This is a genomic window from Paraburkholderia sp. IMGN_8 (genome assembly GCF_038050405.1).
Lineage (GTDB): Bacteria > Pseudomonadota > Gammaproteobacteria > Burkholderiales > Burkholderiaceae > Paraburkholderia.
On record NZ_CP150901.1, the window covers coordinates 1,458,961 to 1,474,908 of the forward strand.

Here is a 15,948-nt window from a genome sequence, read left to right on the forward strand (position 1 = left end):
CAGATCTCAAAAGGAAGTTCTTGAGGCTGAGGCAGGAGGAGCGTTGATAAACCATCCCCATTGCACGTTCTCCGCTCAAGAGAGCGAGGGCGTGGGTACGCCAACGCGGTGGAGTGTAGAAATCGCCACTGAACCGCCGTTAGGTGCGCATCTGGTTACACCGCGCCGCGGCTATAGTCACCACGGCATATACGTAGGTGACAGCAAAGTAGTGCATTACGCTGGACTCTGCAGCTCATTGCGAGTCTGCGCAGTGGAAGAATTGTCCATAGTAGATTTTGCTGCGGGTCATGCAATTTGGGTCAAACAAGAACGATGCCCAGAATATGTTGGTCAGGATGCCATTCGGCGGGCTCGCTCTCGATTGGGAGAGAACCGCTATCGGCTGTTGACCAATAACTGCGAGCACTTTTGCTCTTGGTGCCTGTTTGGGGAAAGTCACAGCGAACAAGTGAGACAGTGCATCGCCCACCCCTATATGGCGATATGTACGGCGATGATCCTGGTAAAGAGGTTTCTCGAGAGTAGGTCGAAGGTCCGGAATAAATTTGCGCCTGAAAGTTTCAATTGATCGAACGTGTTAGAGCCGGACAGTTAAGTTTGTCCATCCTCGTAGCGGGTTTGATCGCAACAGCTACCGCGGGACGCGCGGTAAGTTAAGCTTGCGGAGCGGACGTAAGACCTAACAGGGTTTCCCCGAAAGGCAGACCGCTGTGAACAGGAACCTGATTCTGCGAAGGTCAGGAATCCCCGTCCTTCAGGACGGGGAGGACATCAATGATGCAAAGGTTCGGCTTGCGTGAGGCACCTGCTCTCACTGCAACTACGAAATTGGCTTCTGATTCCCGCGGCTAGGGGCTGACGACCCGCGGACATGGCGACTCAACCCTTCAGATTCCAGCTTTGCTGATGAGGTTTCCCTCCTCCTGAGCTTGCAATTACCCACTTCTTTTTAGCGCAAGCTCATAGCCGAGCTGAATGTCTGTTAGCCGTCGCATCCCGCGCCAGATCACAGTATTGCCTGGTGGAGGATCACTGGCGCGCGCGAGGTACCCACCCAGTTGAGCGAGTCTTATAACGTTTCGTACGAGAGGAGGCGCCTGTGCGTTGTGAGGCGTGTCATGGACAACGCGCTCAAGCAGTTCAATTTCAGTGCGTGTGAAGGCGAGTTCGGCGGCGGACTGCGGCGCTGATCGGCCGAGCATTGTGAGCCAGAATATGCGCCAACTCAGGATGCAGAAAACCGCGATCAGGTTCGTAAGCCGATCAGCTGTGCGAAGCCGGGACTCTTCAGCTTTGCAGCCCGATTTCAGGATTTTGTGGAAGGTCTCGATTTTCCAGCGCATCGAGTACCAGTCAAGTTTCTCGATTGCCTCGGTACGAGAGCTTACTGGGAGGTTGGTGATCAGTTTCCATTCAATGCGAGGACGCCCGGGCGGCGGATTGCGTTCCTGAGCATGAAGGACTGTCATCTGTAGCGCAGGATAGCGGTTCTGCTTGCCGATGGGGGGCAGCACAGTCATTCGCTGGTAGCGCAGTTCAAGCGTCACCGTCATTGGCCGACCCGCCGCGTCGCGAAGCTCGACGCGATGCAATCCCTTGACCTGAACCTGCTGCATAACCTTGGAGATCGTGAGCTGGCCATCTCCCGCGAGCCGGTCGACGCAAGTCCTCACCAGGAAGTAAGTGCACAGGTCATGGGCAGTGGAAAACAGCTCGTAAATATCGCTTTCCCGATCACCGATGTGAATGCAGCGGACAGGGGCGTCGAGAAGCTCAGTCGACTGGCGCATATTCTCCAGCCAGCGCCAGCTTTCTTTTTCTTCAATCGGTACGCGCGTCGGATTGATGTGGCGTTTGAGTTCCGAAGATCCCTTAAACTGCTTTCTCGTCCAGAACTTCACCGCCGCCAGGCCAAGTGGCAGTCCATCCGTAGTCACAACAAGGCTCGAATGCATCAGGATACCGCACTGCGTGAGCGGCTTCGACGGACCCGTGCCGTTCTTTCCTGTTCGCAGGGACGTCTTGCCGGTGTAGCCGATGAGTTCGGGACGCTCCCTCTGATACGAGAATGTGGTCGTGTCCTGCAGGATAAGCACGGGCCCATCGGTGGCCATGACACGTGCAGCGCTCGCTTGGAAATGCCCGCTCAGGATATCGTGTTCGTTGATGCGGTCGTTCGACAGAAACCGGTAGGCGGCCTTGGTCGAAGCCCAGTCCTGACAGGCGAATGGAATAGTCTGCCCCATGCCGTCCCACAGCTTTTCCAGCAGGCTTGCGAAGCGGCGGCGCAATCGGGTGTCCTGGAATTCGCTTCCCCGGACCTCCAGATCCAACCGCGACCGATCATCCGCCTGTCGCTTGCCGGCCATCTCGCTCGCACTTGGGACATGACGTGTGCCAGGTTACCAGGTTTCGCGGCGAAGATGTGGGTAATTGCAAGCCTCCTGAGACGCTTACGTAGCCTGCGAATCAGTGGCGAGTTCATGGTCGGTTTTGCCGCGAGCCGAGGCAATGCTCTCGTAAATTGCAATGTGTTGCGCTGCCGTAGTGTTCCATGTATAGCGGGCCGCCAACGCAGGTCCGTGCTTTCTAAGTCGTCGCGTGGTCGCTGGCTCGTCAATCAAACGAGCCATTCCAGCAGCGAGGGAATCTGGCTCCCCGACTGTAGTAAGAATCGCATCCTCCTCATGAACGAGAAATTCACGAAAAACCTCGATATCTGAGGCGACGACGGGTAACCCTGCGCCTGCAGCCTCCAAGATTGCAAGCCCCCAGCCCTCGTTGACCGATGGAAAGACGAACCCATCAGCGGCGGCAAACCATTCGGCAAGCTCTTTTTCAGTGACAGTGCCCAGGAGGATGAGATCGTTCCCAAGCTCGAGGCCAAGCCCTTGCAGCGACGACAACACATCTTCACGGTACTCCCGGTAGTCCTGAAAGGAGTGGCCGCCGACTACCGCCAGTACCGGCGAATTGCGTCTGCTTGCCTTGACCTTGGCAAGTGCCTGTATGAGGAATCGGCTCCCTTTACGAGGCTCGATACCCCCGACGGTGAGATAAAGGAAGCGGCTCTCCGCTCCAACTCGTCGCCTTAGTTCGGCTAATCGATCGCCATCTAGTGACACGGCGAAACGTTCAGGCCGGACGCCGTTGGTGACAATCGCGGCTTCCACGCCAAGATCGGCCTTTAGTCGATCTTGCCAAAGCTTGCTAACGACCAGGATTTGATCTGGCTCGATAATGGCGTTACGTTGACAGTCAATGAGGGCCTGCGTAGTGAAGTCGTCGACATGATGAACAGTCCGAACGAGATGGAATTTTGCACCTGCGTCACGTACTTTGGCCGCTGCGCGTGCCGAGATGCAGTCTTGGCTATGGACGATGTCGAAATCGTCGCGCATCTTGCTCAGTCCTGCGGTCATCGCGTCGATCCAACTGAACACGCGTTCTTCCAGCGTGTCCGCCCAAGGTGGCGTGTCAATCATCCGCACTGGGACGCTAACGTCTCTGAAGAATCTCGCACCAGGCTCCCCCATCGCAATAACGGTGACCGCCATGCCAGCTGCCTGGAGAGCCTCAGCGAGTTCCAGTGTGTGCACGACCCCGCCTCGCGGCTTTACCGAATAGGTGGTCAACGCGATACGGGGGGGAGATACACCCTCAGTTAAGCGAACGATCGATGGCGTCATGTCAGAAAATGTGCATAGAAGGACGTCGTAAGCAGGATGTGAAACGGGCGGAGAAATCAGCCAAAACCGCAACGAGGCTCAAGCAAGATCAAGCCCATCGGGGCCGTCGAAACGGCGGCCTGTCTGCCGGGCAGCATAAATCGCAGTGCCAATTCCAACGGCATTGCGAAACCGGCCGACACAACCGCCGTAACGAACATCGGATATTACTATAGTACATATATCTAGTCGTATAGTAAATGATATTCCACGATCATGTGCTCCTTAGAGCTGAGGCTGGAAAATGAGATCGCGGGGAGGGATGTGTGACGAAGCAGGAAGTTGAGAGCTGCGAAGCTAGAAGCACCGGCCTTTAGGCCGGTGAGAAGTCACCTTAGGCAGCCATGACTGCGAGGGACGCGCGCAGCTCGGTCAGGACTAGCGCGGGGTCCCGCAGGACTAACGCTGCGGCCGCCAGTGCTGCCCGGGCCGCGGTTGCCGTAACGATACAGCCGGCCTTCTGGAACGCTTCCTGCTGCGCCTGGTGGCCTTGTGGGTCGCGCGCGGTGCCTAAAACGTAGACGACCACGGCGGCCCCAGAGCGCACCACTTCTGCCGCTACAGGGGCGAGAACGCTGGCCGGATCCGGATGAGCGCCATCACCGATGACGACGTCGAGCAGCACGGCCGCAACCGTCGGATCTCGTGCCTGGTCACGCAGGTAGCTCGAGCGCGCCTCGGCGTCGATCATAGGGTGTGGGCGTCCATTGGTGTACTGCTCTTCGCCGAGGTCTAGGCAGACGTGCGCGTGGGCTCCGGCGGCTTCGATTGTCCATCGATCGTCCAGGGGCGTATTGGAGTGGATGGGGCCGATGTGTCCGATGGCTATGTTCATCGCCTCGTAGCACAGAGTCCCGCCGCTGAATAGACCTATGAGCCGGGTTCGGCTGGGTGCCAAGGTGGTGACGACGTTGGCGAGATCGTTGGCTAGGTTGCCCGCGACATCTGGCCTGTCCACACCTAGCACTTCGAGCGTGCGCGCAGCGCCTTGCTCCAGAGTGTCCGCGACGATGACGTTGGCTGGAGCCGCCAGTGGCTTGCGCAGGCCGATCAATGACGCCACCAACGGCTTCTTCGGCACACTAAGCAGCTTTTCTGCGACTTCCGGGGAGGGTACTTTGGATACGAGCAGGATGGTACGGGTGGCTTCGTCTGCGTCGAGGGCGCGCAAAGCCGACTCTGCCATCAGGCCGCCAACCTCTGGCGAGAGATCGCGTCCACCGAGGCCGATGACATGCGAGACGCCGACGCCCCATCGGTCGAGCAGGCTCATCACTTCCTGCGCACCGGTTCCGGCGGCGGCTACGATGCCCACGGGGCCTGCGCCCACTCGGTTAGCGAACGCGAGGCCGGTGCTTCCGAGCATCGCGGTGCCTGCACCTGGCCCCATCACGAGGAGTCCGAGCGACCGTGCGCGCTGCTTGAGCGCGATCTCGTCCTCCAATGGAACGTTGTCGCTGAAGAGCAGCACGTGCAGACCAGCGCTCAGTGCCTTTTGCGCCTCTAGCGCCGCATATTGCCCCGGGACCGAGATGACTGCGATGTTAGTGGCAGGATTTTCCTGGAGCGCCGCGCGTAGGTCCGGTGTGACCTGCTTTTCTTCGGTGACCTCGCCGGCTACAGCACCGAATAACGTCTCTGCCGCCGTGGCGATCGCAGCGGCGGCAGACTCTTCCTCCGCGGCGCGAACCGCAATGACCAAATCATTGATGCCGGCTTTATCTAGACCGGTGGTGAAGCCCTCTCTGGCCAAGGTCACGATGTTGGCAGGGGTCGCCATGAGCGCGCAGCCCCACTCCACGCCGGATGCGGCGAGCACGGTGCGGGTCGTCTGGAGCAGGCGAACGCTGTCTTTGTACGAGTTAGGGTGGACGGTGATGAGGTGGGCCATCGGATGGGTACCTTTGCTGACTGAGGGAGAGACGACGGCGATGGCGAACGATGCGGGTTCCGCGGTCGCTTTCGATAGCGCCATGCGATACGTCAAGGGTGGCGTTAACGTGCTTCAGAGTACTAATCGATGAGACTCGATAAGCGCAGTGCCTAGCCACCAGCCGGGCGTTTCGTTCATGTTGGATGGCGAGATTGCGGCCTCACTGGTCGTTGCCATCCACAATGAAGACGCGCCATCGCTGGCGAATCATAGGGCGCACTGATCTCGCCATTGGTTTGGCATTCTCGTACTGCATGCATCATGCTGGATGCCCCGCCGGCCCTTTGCGACTATGGCATTGCTTCCGGGCGCGAAGACTGCAATCTTGGCCACGGTTGCTCCTGTGGCTGCCTGCCGGGTCTGCGGACAGTTCGCAGCAACAGCATATTGGTTGCGTTGCGATATTTGTCGCATCATGCACGATGTATATCGTATAGTAAACAAATTGTGGTGACGAGCACAAGAGGAATCGATCGTGAATGACCGTGCGTCCGGCGTCAAAGCGGTGCGCATGCCCCGAGCAACGTGCGCGAAAATGCACGTGGCATCCACGCTCACCGTGATCTCGCAGGTTCAGCCACCCTAGGCGCGAATTGGTCACGTTCGTGGTGTCGGTCGGCAAACTTGCTCACTCTCACTTGCGAGATGGCTCGATGCCACTCCGGGAGTTGATGGTTGGACGGGGAAGGGGGTGCCGAGGACTTCGGGATCCATCGTCCGGTCATTCGTGATCGGATCAATTCATAAACCGGACGGCTATGCCAGAAGATATCCCATTGGTTTTGCCGGACTGTCTCCGTTGACATCGTTTCCTATAGTGGGAAAATTCGTTTGACTATGATAAAAGAAATCGGGTTGTAGCCACGAGCATCCGACACAAGCCTGGTTCAGGACGAAGCTCATCCGTATCGGTAACTATTGGAGCCAGTCGCAAATTGAAACCATCGAAGATAGCTCGAGGTTTTTCAGAGCTAATCCGTGACTCGCAAGCCGAGGCCAAGTGGACTGAGACATCGTCCGAGCGCCGCTCCCGTCAAAACCGCCACGCGGTTCATACCGCTTTGTCCTTAAAGGAATAGGCATGTCAATAGCTAACCGGCGTACAAGGCTTGGTAAGCTGTCCTTGGTCTCAGGGACAGGGGTTCCACGTCCCGTCGATGATCACGCGACGTCAGCGCCTTCGCTGCCCGAAGGATGGTTCTGCGACGAGGTGGGTCTTGTCAGCGAGACTGCCGCCGTCGATCGCATTCCCGGGCCTGTACGTCTAGAGCAGGAAGATTAAAGTCGTGTAAGAGCATTGCCTGCGAGACCGGTCTTCGCGTCCGGTATTGTCGTCATCTTAATGGCGAATCTCATAAAGAATATTGCTCAGGCTACGGACATCCGCTGACGTACCAGCCGCTGGGTTTGGCCGCTTTGCCCAGAGAGGCAACTGTGAGAAACGATCTAACCGCTCACTTCACCATTAGACTTCGCGTGTTCGTCAACGGGCAAGGCGCCTTGGCGTTCACTGATGTTGACCATTGGAATCCCAACGCGTAAATCATGCACGTCCGGGCCGCACGCGGACACAGTTGCGCCGGATACGGTGGCCGGTTCCCCTGCCTCGGTCTTCCACACAAGCCGATGGTGTTCGATTTCTCGAAGGCGGGGCCACTTGATTGGCCTAGGTGTCCCGACTCGCTGACGCGCGACGCCCCGGTCGATGTCGGCGATGAGCTTCTCTGCCCGAGCCTGACACCCACTGCGGCCGCCGTAGCGTAAGCGTCTTCCTCATCCCCACAGCCCGGTCACTGACTCCTTTGTTAGATCAAGTAGCACTCGGTTCCTGTCATCGTCGACTAGGACTAATTCGCCACCGTCGACGGTCTTGCCCACGCGAGCACAAATCAGCCCCTTGGACTCGAATATGGCTGCACATCGCTCCGTCCACTCGGGTTCGACGGCCAGCCAGAATGCATAGGTGGGAAACGAGATTAACCACCTCAGCGGATCGGTATCCGCCGGCATCGGGAGCTTGCGTATATCGACGGTGGCGCCGCAGCGCCTGAATTCGAGCAGCATTGCCAGTGAACCCAGCGGTCCGGCCATCGACACATCCTTTGCGGCGACCGCAGCCCCGCTCGCAGCGACTTCGGCCAATAGTCGAACATCGCGGGCCAGCGTCGAACGTTGACGTTCGATTGTGGTGAAGAATGGAAAGTCCTGTCGCATCACACCGTCAAGCGAACATGCAAACAGCAGGTCCTGCCCTGGGCGAATGTTCGCCATGGTTAACACTCGCTCGGCATGGCCTACGGCAAACGCCGAAATCGACGCCTCGCCGTCGTGCTCGGTGAGATGGCCGCCGATGATTGGTACATCGTACATGCGCGCCGCATCGGCCATGCCGCGCAGCGCCTCGGATGTAACCTCCCGTCGGCCCACCACTGTGTTGACGACACCGCGAGGCACCCCCCCCATGGCGGCAACATCGTTAATGTTCGCGAGTATTGCCGCAATGCCTGCGCCATAGGGATTGGCGGCAACGAACGCCGGCGAGATAGCCTCACCGCAGGCGACGATCTGTCGGCCGTCTATCTCGACGATTGCACCGTCATCGCCTGGTCCGTGGATCGGATCGCTCGAATCGACAAATCGACGAACGGCCGAAATGCTCTGTTTACCTGTAAGCCCTGTGTGCTGCCGGACAGCGATCACAATGGCGTCGAGAAATGCGTGCGACGGGTCGTGAGGGGTGAGCATGTCATAAATCCTATAGTAGACGACACAAGGGGGATCAATTGGCGCCTCGGTCTATTGAGTAAATGGGCTCGTGTCCTGTTCTTCAGCCGATTGCATCGAAACATCTATCGGGCGTGAGTGGTTAGGGTGTGCCCGTGGTGTGTATTATAGTAAATGTTGTAGTAACATGGTGTCTGAAAAAGCCAATCATCGCTGACACGTGAAAACGTGTGCCCACCTCGGAAGGAGTCTCGTGGAAGCGCTACCCGTTGTTGAGCTGCCAAGATTAGTCAACGTCGTGAATATCGGTTTGCCGCTGTTCGAAACAGCGATCCGAAACCAAGGTGTTACGGTCGTCGGGGTTGACTGGCGGACACCTGGCGGGGGAGTGACTGAAGTCGTGGCGGCACTGTCCAGGCTAATGGGACCCAAGTCTGCGAAGATCGATCAGGCGAACGCTGAAGTCATTTCGCGCTTGAATAATGGGGTGCCCATGCTGAAGGCCATTGATCGGGCAGGCGCGGTGGTGCCCGGCATGAGCGAGCGTACCGTTCTTCATTGCGGACCTGCCATTGAGTGGGAGGATATGTGCGATCCGCTGCGCCGTTCCATCAAGGCAGCGATCATTGCCGAAGGTTGGGCCAAAGACACGGAGGCTGCAGGTTGCCTGGCTGACAGAGGGGAAGTGGAGTTGCGGCCAGCCAATGAGCATTCGGCCGTGGTGCCGATGGCAACTTCGGTTGGCCCGTCGGCGCCGGTTTACGTATTGGAAAACGCGATCGGCGGCACAGTTGCATACGCTAGCATCAATCAGGGCTCGGGCGAGGTGCAGTGGTTTGGCGTTGACAGCGACGCAGCAATCGAACGGTTGCGCTTCATTCGTGATGCAGTGGGTCCTGTGCTAGCAGAGGCCATCGCCAGGAAAGGCGCGATCGATGTTCTTGCGCTCGCGGCGCAAGGTGTAGCAATGGGCGATGACGTCCATATGCGAGTGCAGGCGACGACCAATTTGTTCCTGCGTGATTTGCTCCCGTACCTGATTCGCAACACACATGTTGCCACGCCCGAGGTTGCTGCGTTCCTTAGTGGCAACCATCTTATGTTCCTCAATGTGGCCATGGCAGCCGCCAAGTCGCTGGTCGACTCGGCCTCGTCCGTCGAACATTCGAGCATCGTGACCACGATGTCGAGAAACGGAGCCACCTACGGAATCCGGCTGCCCGGCGCGAAGAGCAAGTGGTTCATCACCCAGTCACCCCCGATCCAGGATGCTCTGTATTACGCCGGCTTCGGTCCGGAGACGAGCGCCCGCGATATCGGTGATAGCGCAGTTCTCGAATTGATCGGTCTTGGCGGCCCAGCGGCGGCCAATTCGCCTGCAGTGGCGGGCTTCCTCGGAGGTCGCATGTCCGACGCGATCGCTGCGACGCGAAGCATGCAGCGGATCTGCTCGGGAGAAAGCGTGAGATTCCGCCTGCCGATTCTGGACAACATCGGGACGCCAGTGGGTGTCGATGTGCGCAGAGTGGTCGAACTCTCGATCACGCCGGCAGTGAACACCGGCATCATCCACGCACAAGCAGGCACAGGGCAGGTTGGAGCCGGCGTAGCGTGGGCACCGATCCAATGCTTCACCGATGCGATGCTGGATCTCGATCAACGAATCCAATGACAGCGCACAGAATTTTATTGGCTACCAGCATTGGTGACGGCGTCGCAGCAGCGTGCTCGTCTGCAACGACGCCATCGGGCGGTACTGGCAGAGTCGTTGGCAGGTTCTCTTCGGGTTTCTACGTCGAATCGGCTACGAGCCTGTTCGCCGTGGGCGGCCCGAGTATCTCTGCCGGGCCAATTCACCTCGTACTTGAGTCCTCACCGCCGCTACCGCGTGAGGGTTCGATCGTGCACCTTGGGGCTGAATGCCTGTGGACGGACGCGGGCTCGATCGTTCTGTCTCGTGTTGCGAGGTACCGCCCTTATCTGCCATCTCCCGCGCAACTCCGCGCAATTGGACCGGTATTGGCGCGCCTCGGGCGTTTGGTTTCCGTGCCCGGCGATGCTGCTCATGTCTGGACGGCAGTCGAGGACGCCATCGGGCGAATGAATCTTCATGTGGCGAGGCAGTTGTTGCAAGGCGTCGGAAGCGGACTCACTCCCACGGGAGATGATGTACTTGCCGGTCTTGTGCTATTCGTTCGTTGGGCCAAGCCGTTATCCAGGTTGCCCGCTGAAGTCGCCGAGCGTGCAGCAACCACTCATCTCAGTCGCTGTTTCCTCAAGTGGGCAGCCCAAGGTCAGAGTATTCAACCTATCCATGACCTGATCGACGCGGCTAGGAGTCTGGCATCTCCAGGTGACGCGTCCGGCACTAGGGACGCGCAACATCGCTTTGAACGCGCGGTTGCAACCGCTGCGTCTGTTGGGAGCACCTCTGGCAACGCAATGCTGTCCGGTCTCGCTCTCGCAGCCACAGCGTGGCCCATGACGTCACAGCAGAAGATGCCGTCACACGCAAATTGATTAGGTTCGAAATGTTTAAGCATTGTCAGCGGAATCTGTGGGTAGTTTGATGTGGTTCAGGAGGGTAGAGGAAGCACTACATTTTTCTCGGGTGGAATCAATTGGTCGGAGCTTGGAAAGCGGGGCACCGAAGTCGTGGAATTGATTGAAAGCCACGGTCCGGATATCCATTACGGCGGAGTCTAAGTCATCTTGATGGAGTCTGATGCAGTGGTTACCAAACGTCCAAAGGTGATCGCCGTGACGGGGGAGCGTTTAGCAAGCATGCCGGTGGAGCGGCGTGTGTCGCAAGAGCAGAGTGAAGACCCTCACGAACACCTGTCCGACTGGATGCTCTAGTCCTCGAACCGCCACGAGGCGCCCAGTCCGGGACAGAGCGTCAGTGTGCGTCCGATTCTTAGGCGGCAATAGCGTCCCTACCGATTCCCGCTCGCTGGCTAACTGTGTTGCTGACCGGCTGCTCAATGCATGTGAAAATTTCCCCGGATTCGTCTATGAAAATGGCGGACTCCCGAGCAATTCGACACCATCGAGACAGGTCTGCGAGCACGCAAGGGTCCCAGACCAATCGACTCATATTGCAGCGAGGCGGGCAGCGGCTATGACACGCACACGGCACGCAGTTTTGAATTTATTTCCACTTGGGGTTTCGCGGTGATTAAAGGTACAGGCCGGCGTCTTTGCTGCACGCATGGCGAAACTGGACGGCATCACAACAAGGGTATGGAGGAAGGATGGGCGTATCAGAACAGGTGAACTCACCCGTTGTACCGGGACGAGGCGTGGGTTACAAAAAGGTCACGATCGGTGCTGTCATCGTGCTTCTGGTTGCCGGCCTTGGCTGGCTCTTCGATGCGATCGTTATCAACATCTTTTCGCTTTTGCTGCCACAGATCGTCGCGGATTTCCACGGCGGTCTCCTGATGGGGGGATTCATTACCTCCATGTTTCTTGTGGGATATACGCTAGGCACTTTTGGCGGGGGGATTCTCGCGGACTATCTGGGGCGCAAGCGCACCTTGAGCTTTTCGATTGTTATTTACAGCATCGGGATGGCTGTCAGTGCATTCGCCCCGACAATTGGTTCGTTCAATTTCCTGCGTTTCCTAACCGGCGTGGGCGGCGGTATGGAGCTTCCAACCTCTGCTGTCTACGTTGCCGAGGTTTGGCCAAAGCGTTTACGGTCGCGCGCCATGGGTCTCATGCACTCGTTTTATCCCGCAGGCTATCTGGTGGCTGCGGGACTTGCTGCAACCGTGGGTGCGCACTTCGGCTGGAGAACCGCCTTCTTTGCGTGCCTCGTTCCCGGTCTGCTGATTTTTGATCGCAAGAATGCGGCTCGAGGAATCCGAGCGATTCCAACAGGTCATGGAGGCAATCAGACAACGCACCATTACGCGGCGCAAAGTAACGGTGCTAGAACTATTCTCCAGCGCATTCAGGCGGGACTTGATTGTCCATGGCCTCATCTGGATTGGAGTTGCGTGGGGCTACTGGGCATTTGCCATCTTCGCTCCGTATTACCTTCTTAAGGTGATGCATTATGCAGCCGAGCAAACTTATTTCTATATCGCCATTTTCAACGTGGTTGGCATAGTTGCCTCATGGATATTCGGCGTGCTTTCCGATCGCGTCGGCCGCCGGCCTATCGGCATCGTATGCGCATTGCTCGCCATCGGAAGCATGCTGGCGCTGGCCAACAGCCATGCTCCGCTGCTCATCCTGTTTTTCGGATCGTTGGAATTCGCAGGCATTTATGGCGCTTGGGTCCTGGGCGAGACCTATACGTCGGAATGCTTCCCGACAAAGATACGTGGGACCGCATTCTCGACATGCTTGACGATCGGTCGTATGGCATCGATTCTGGCGCCGATAGTCGTTGGGTTCATCGCATCCAGGACTTCGTTGACTTTTGCTTACGAAGTCAGCGTTATTCCTTGGATTTTGCCGATTGCTGGCTACCTGCTCGGCCGCGAAACCCGCGACTCCGAGCTGTCCGACGCATGAGGAGAAACGCTACCGGAACGAACGCGGCATCGCACGACATAGGCAAGAGTCGTATCGAATTCATCCCCGGACTGAGGACCTCGGCCTTCAGGGCGAGGAGGACGTCAAGTCTTGAACTAACGACGATGTTGAGTATGAAGTTGGCCGGAGCCTGTGAGGCCAACCGCTTAGGCAGCGACCTGGCAAGTTTCTTTGCCGCTTAACGGCACTTTCTTCTCGTGGATAGCTTTGCGGATTCGATTGATGTATTTCCGATCCTAAATGCTTACGGGATGTTGATGTCCACTTCTTTGGTCCGCCGTACTCTCCCGCCCGATCGCGCAGGGTCTCATGGCGGAACCGGGGTCGCAGTGTGAATCATGGTTGACAAGAGGCAGCGACGATTTGTGCACAACAGCGATCGTCCAGTCAGCAGAACTGCATCAACCTAGACGTGAGGCGCGCGGCGACTGTCGGCGGCGCAGCAGTACAACGAGAGAAAAGCCGACTCCGGACCTGTTTCGGGAGAGTGCCGTTAGACCTGTTGACATGTCTCTTGTACGGCATCTACAATAGGAAAAATAACATCTCCGATGGGAGATGAAATGCGCTGGGATCGAGACCGAAGGAGACGGCCGTGAAAATTGTCGTGATTGGAGGGGGGGCTGCGGGGCTGGGTGCGGCAGGCGCTGCGCTGGGGGTGAACCCGTCAGCGGAGATGAATGTGTACGCCGAGTTTGAGGACGTCGCCTATGGCCCGTGTGGCAGTCCTTTATTGCACGGCAAGGAAATCGAGTCGATCGAAAAGCTGTTTGTCTCAACCAAGCAGCAGTACGACGAGCAGGGCGTCAATTTTCACTGCACCACGGTAGAGTCCATCGACACCCGCAGCCATACGATCAAGGTACGTGGTGAAGGAAAGGTCAGTTATGACCGGCTGGTTATCGGTACTGGCTGCAACTATGTGGACCCGGGTGTGGACCGGCATGGCCTGAAAGGTATCTACGAGGTCAAGAACATTCGTCACGCCGTGGAGTGGGACAAGTACCTTGATACGGTCAAGGAAGCGGTGATTGTCGAGTGCGGTCCGATTGCCCTGGAAATGGTGTCGGCACTCGTTCACCGAGGTATCAAAACGACGGTGGTGGACCCCGGGCAATGGCCGATGGCGGGCGTGGTCGATCCGGACATCATCGCTCCGGTTCGCAAGGGTTGGGAGGCTGCCGGCGTCACGACGATGTGGGGAGAGCGCGTGACGGCGTTCGGTGGCAACGGCACGCTGACGCATGTCGACACCACGGCCGGCAGGATTCCTGCGCAGCTGGCGATAATCGGGACGCGCAAAGTGTCCAACAATGCGCTCGCGAAGGCGGCGGGCATCGAACTGGGCGGCACGGGTGGCATCGTAATTGACTCCCACATGCGTACGTCGGCACGCGATGTCTTTGCCGCCGGAGACTGCACCGAGATTCCGCATGGCGTCACCAATGTCCCGCTGCAGGGCCTCTCGGGCAGCCATGCCTATGCGCAGGGCAAGGCGGCGGGCACGAATGCCGCCGGCGGCAACCGTGAGTACCAGCCAGTCTATGTGCCTTGGGCGATGCTCGCGGGGGAATGGATGATCGGTGGCATTTCGTTTGGTGAAACCTCGGCGGCTGCGATCGGCATCAAGTTCGTGAGTGGGGTTGCCAATGGCATCACCCGGGCGCGCTACTTCCCGGGGGTCAAGCCGATCACGGTGAAACTGCTGGCGGATCCGGCGACACATCGGCTGATCGGGGCGCAGATGGTTGGCGGCGAAGGTGTCAAGGAACGGGCGGACTTTCTGGGTGTCGCAATCCGTGCCGGGATCACCATCGATGAACTGGCCAGCATGGAGAATGTGTACTCGCCCGCGATCGGAGCGCTTAACGAGCCGATCAACATGGCCGCGCTGGAAGTGATGAAGAAGTTCTGACAGGAGGGTTAGTCATGTCGTTCCCGAGTTGGTTTCGATCAAATTCGGAGTACTACATACTATATGATGCTCAGGCCCGCGTGGCATGGAAATGGGGTATCGATATGTACGCCGCTCGGCGTAGCCTGAAGGATCGCTTCTGGCTGCAGGTTTTTGTGCCTATCTATCGGGCGCTGCCGTGGAGGCTGCGACCTGCAGTTATGCAAGCGCTTCCCGGTAGTCACCGACAGGTGTGGCCAAAACAGGGATCACGCCCCCCGAAGCCGTAGAAGAGGCGTTCCGCCCGGCGTTTGTGACTACGGGCAAACACTGACCCACAACCAATGAGGAGTCACCGTGCCTAAGACAGTTACCGTCGATCCTACGACGATCGGAGACATCCTGTTTGCTAGTTTTTGTGCGCACTTATCGATCGCTGTCTTGGGGGGATCGACACTTTGTTATGCAGGCGCTTCCCGGGAGTCATCGACAGGCGCGGCCCACGCCGAGGCTCCGCACTCCGATGCAGTGGAAGAGGCGTTCCGCCCGGAGTTCGCGGCTCCGGGCAAACACTGACCCACACCTATTGAGGAGTCGAAGTGCCTAAGACAGTTAGCATCGACCCGCCGAAAAGCGGGGACATCCTGTTCAATGTTGAGGAAAAGGTTTTCCCCGACTACAAGGCGTCGCCAGGCGACAAGGCGTACGTTTTCATGCACACCGTTCCCTTCGAGGGTTCAGTCGGGTTCGTGAACATGCTTACGGCAACGCGACTGCAACGCAAGGGTTTCGAACTTTCGTTCATCCTGTTCGGTCCGGGCGTGCTTATGGCGGCTGCCTCGCGTGGCTACCCGGCAGTCGGCACAGAGGCCTTCGCCGGCAACCTCGCGTATAACCGGCAACTTAAGACCCTGATGGATGAGGGCGCCAAAATCTACGCATGCCGGTTCGCGATGGGTGCGCTGTACGGGATGCGCGAGGATGACCTTATCCCGGGTGTCAAGGCAATCAACCCGCTCGACGTGCTGGATGCAAACATCCAGGCCTGGAAGGAGCGCGCGATCCTGATTACTACCTGGACGCTGTAGTTCGGCAGATATGGCGCAAACGTAGCTCAA

General features: G+C 58.1%; 9 protein-coding genes and 1 pseudogene. 6 read left to right on the forward strand and 4 right to left on the reverse strand.

Features of this window, described 5'->3' with window-relative positions; genetic code table 11:
- The first annotated feature begins 91 nt into the window (after positions 1-91).
- Positions 92-571, forward strand: coding sequence for a lecithin retinol acyltransferase family protein (locus WN982_RS27820; protein ID WP_341319444.1), 480 nt, complete (start codon positions 92-94; stop codon positions 569-571).
- Between the two features lie 367 nt (positions 572-938).
- Here WN982_RS27820 and WN982_RS27825 read toward each other — a convergent pair whose 3' ends face one another.
- From WN982_RS27825 to WN982_RS27840, 4 genes are all read right to left on the reverse strand, one after another.
- Positions 939-2,372 (reverse strand): IS4 family transposase, encoded by a 1,434-nt coding sequence (locus tag WN982_RS27825; RefSeq protein WP_341318796.1) that lies wholly within the window; start codon positions 2,370-2,372, stop codon positions 939-941.
- An 84-nt stretch (positions 2,373-2,456) separates the two neighbouring features.
- Positions 2,457-3,602 carry an MSMEG_0565 family glycosyltransferase gene (locus WN982_RS27830; protein WP_341318797.1) on the reverse strand — a complete coding sequence of 382 codons (1,146 nt, stop codon included), beginning with the start codon at positions 3,600-3,602 and terminating at the stop codon, positions 2,457-2,459.
- Positions 3,603-4,065: 463 nt separating this feature from the next.
- Positions 4,066-5,706, reverse strand: a complete 1,641-nt coding sequence (locus WN982_RS27835; RefSeq protein ID WP_341318798.1) for a protein FdrA — start codon at positions 5,704-5,706, stop codon at positions 4,066-4,068.
- 1,731 nt (positions 5,707-7,437) lie between these two features.
- A complete protein-coding gene (locus tag WN982_RS27840; RefSeq protein ID WP_341318799.1) occupies positions 7,438-8,409 on the reverse strand; it encodes an AIR synthase related protein in 972 nt (323 codons plus the stop codon).
- Between the two features lie 232 nt (positions 8,410-8,641).
- Between WN982_RS27840 and WN982_RS27845 the strand changes: the two genes are divergently transcribed.
- From WN982_RS27845 to WN982_RS27865, 5 genes and pseudogenes are all read left to right on the forward strand, one after another.
- Positions 8,642-10,060: a DUF1116 domain-containing protein gene (locus tag WN982_RS27845; protein WP_341318800.1), complete on the forward strand. Its 1,419-nt coding sequence runs from the start codon at positions 8,642-8,644 to the stop codon at positions 10,058-10,060.
- A 1,582-nt stretch (positions 10,061-11,642) separates the two neighbouring features.
- Positions 11,643-12,170, forward strand: a pseudogene (locus WN982_RS27850) (MFS transporter); the annotation flags it as partial.
- A gap of 106 nt (positions 12,171-12,276) precedes the next feature.
- Positions 12,277-12,915, forward strand: coding sequence for an MFS transporter (locus WN982_RS27855; protein WP_341318801.1), 639 nt, complete (start codon positions 12,277-12,279; stop codon positions 12,913-12,915).
- 616 nt (positions 12,916-13,531) lie between these two features.
- Positions 13,532-14,851 carry an FAD-dependent oxidoreductase gene (locus WN982_RS27860; RefSeq protein ID WP_341318802.1) on the forward strand — a complete coding sequence of 440 codons (1,320 nt, stop codon included), beginning with the start codon at positions 13,532-13,534 and terminating at the stop codon, positions 14,849-14,851.
- 578 nt (positions 14,852-15,429) lie between these two features.
- Positions 15,430-15,918 carry an MSMEG_0572/Sll0783 family nitrogen starvation response protein gene (locus WN982_RS27865; protein ID WP_341318803.1) on the forward strand — a complete coding sequence of 163 codons (489 nt, stop codon included), beginning with the start codon at positions 15,430-15,432 and terminating at the stop codon, positions 15,916-15,918.
- Positions 15,919-15,948 lie beyond the last annotated feature (30 nt).

Coding starts and splice junctions, on each gene's coding strand:
- WN982_RS27825 (WP_341318796.1), bottom strand. CDS start 2,372: ATGGCCGGCAAGCGACAGGCGGATGATCGGTCGCGGTTGGATCTGGAG.
- WN982_RS27835 (WP_341318798.1), bottom strand. CDS start 5,706: ATGGCGCTATCGAAAGCGACCGCGGAACCCGCATCGTTCGCCATCGCC.
- WN982_RS27840 (WP_341318799.1), bottom strand. CDS start 8,409: ATGCTCACCCCTCACGACCCGTCGCACGCATTTCTCGACGCCATTGTG.
- WN982_RS27855 (WP_341318801.1), top strand. CDS start 12,277: ATGGAGGCAATCAGACAACGCACCATTACGCGGCGCAAAGTAACGGTG.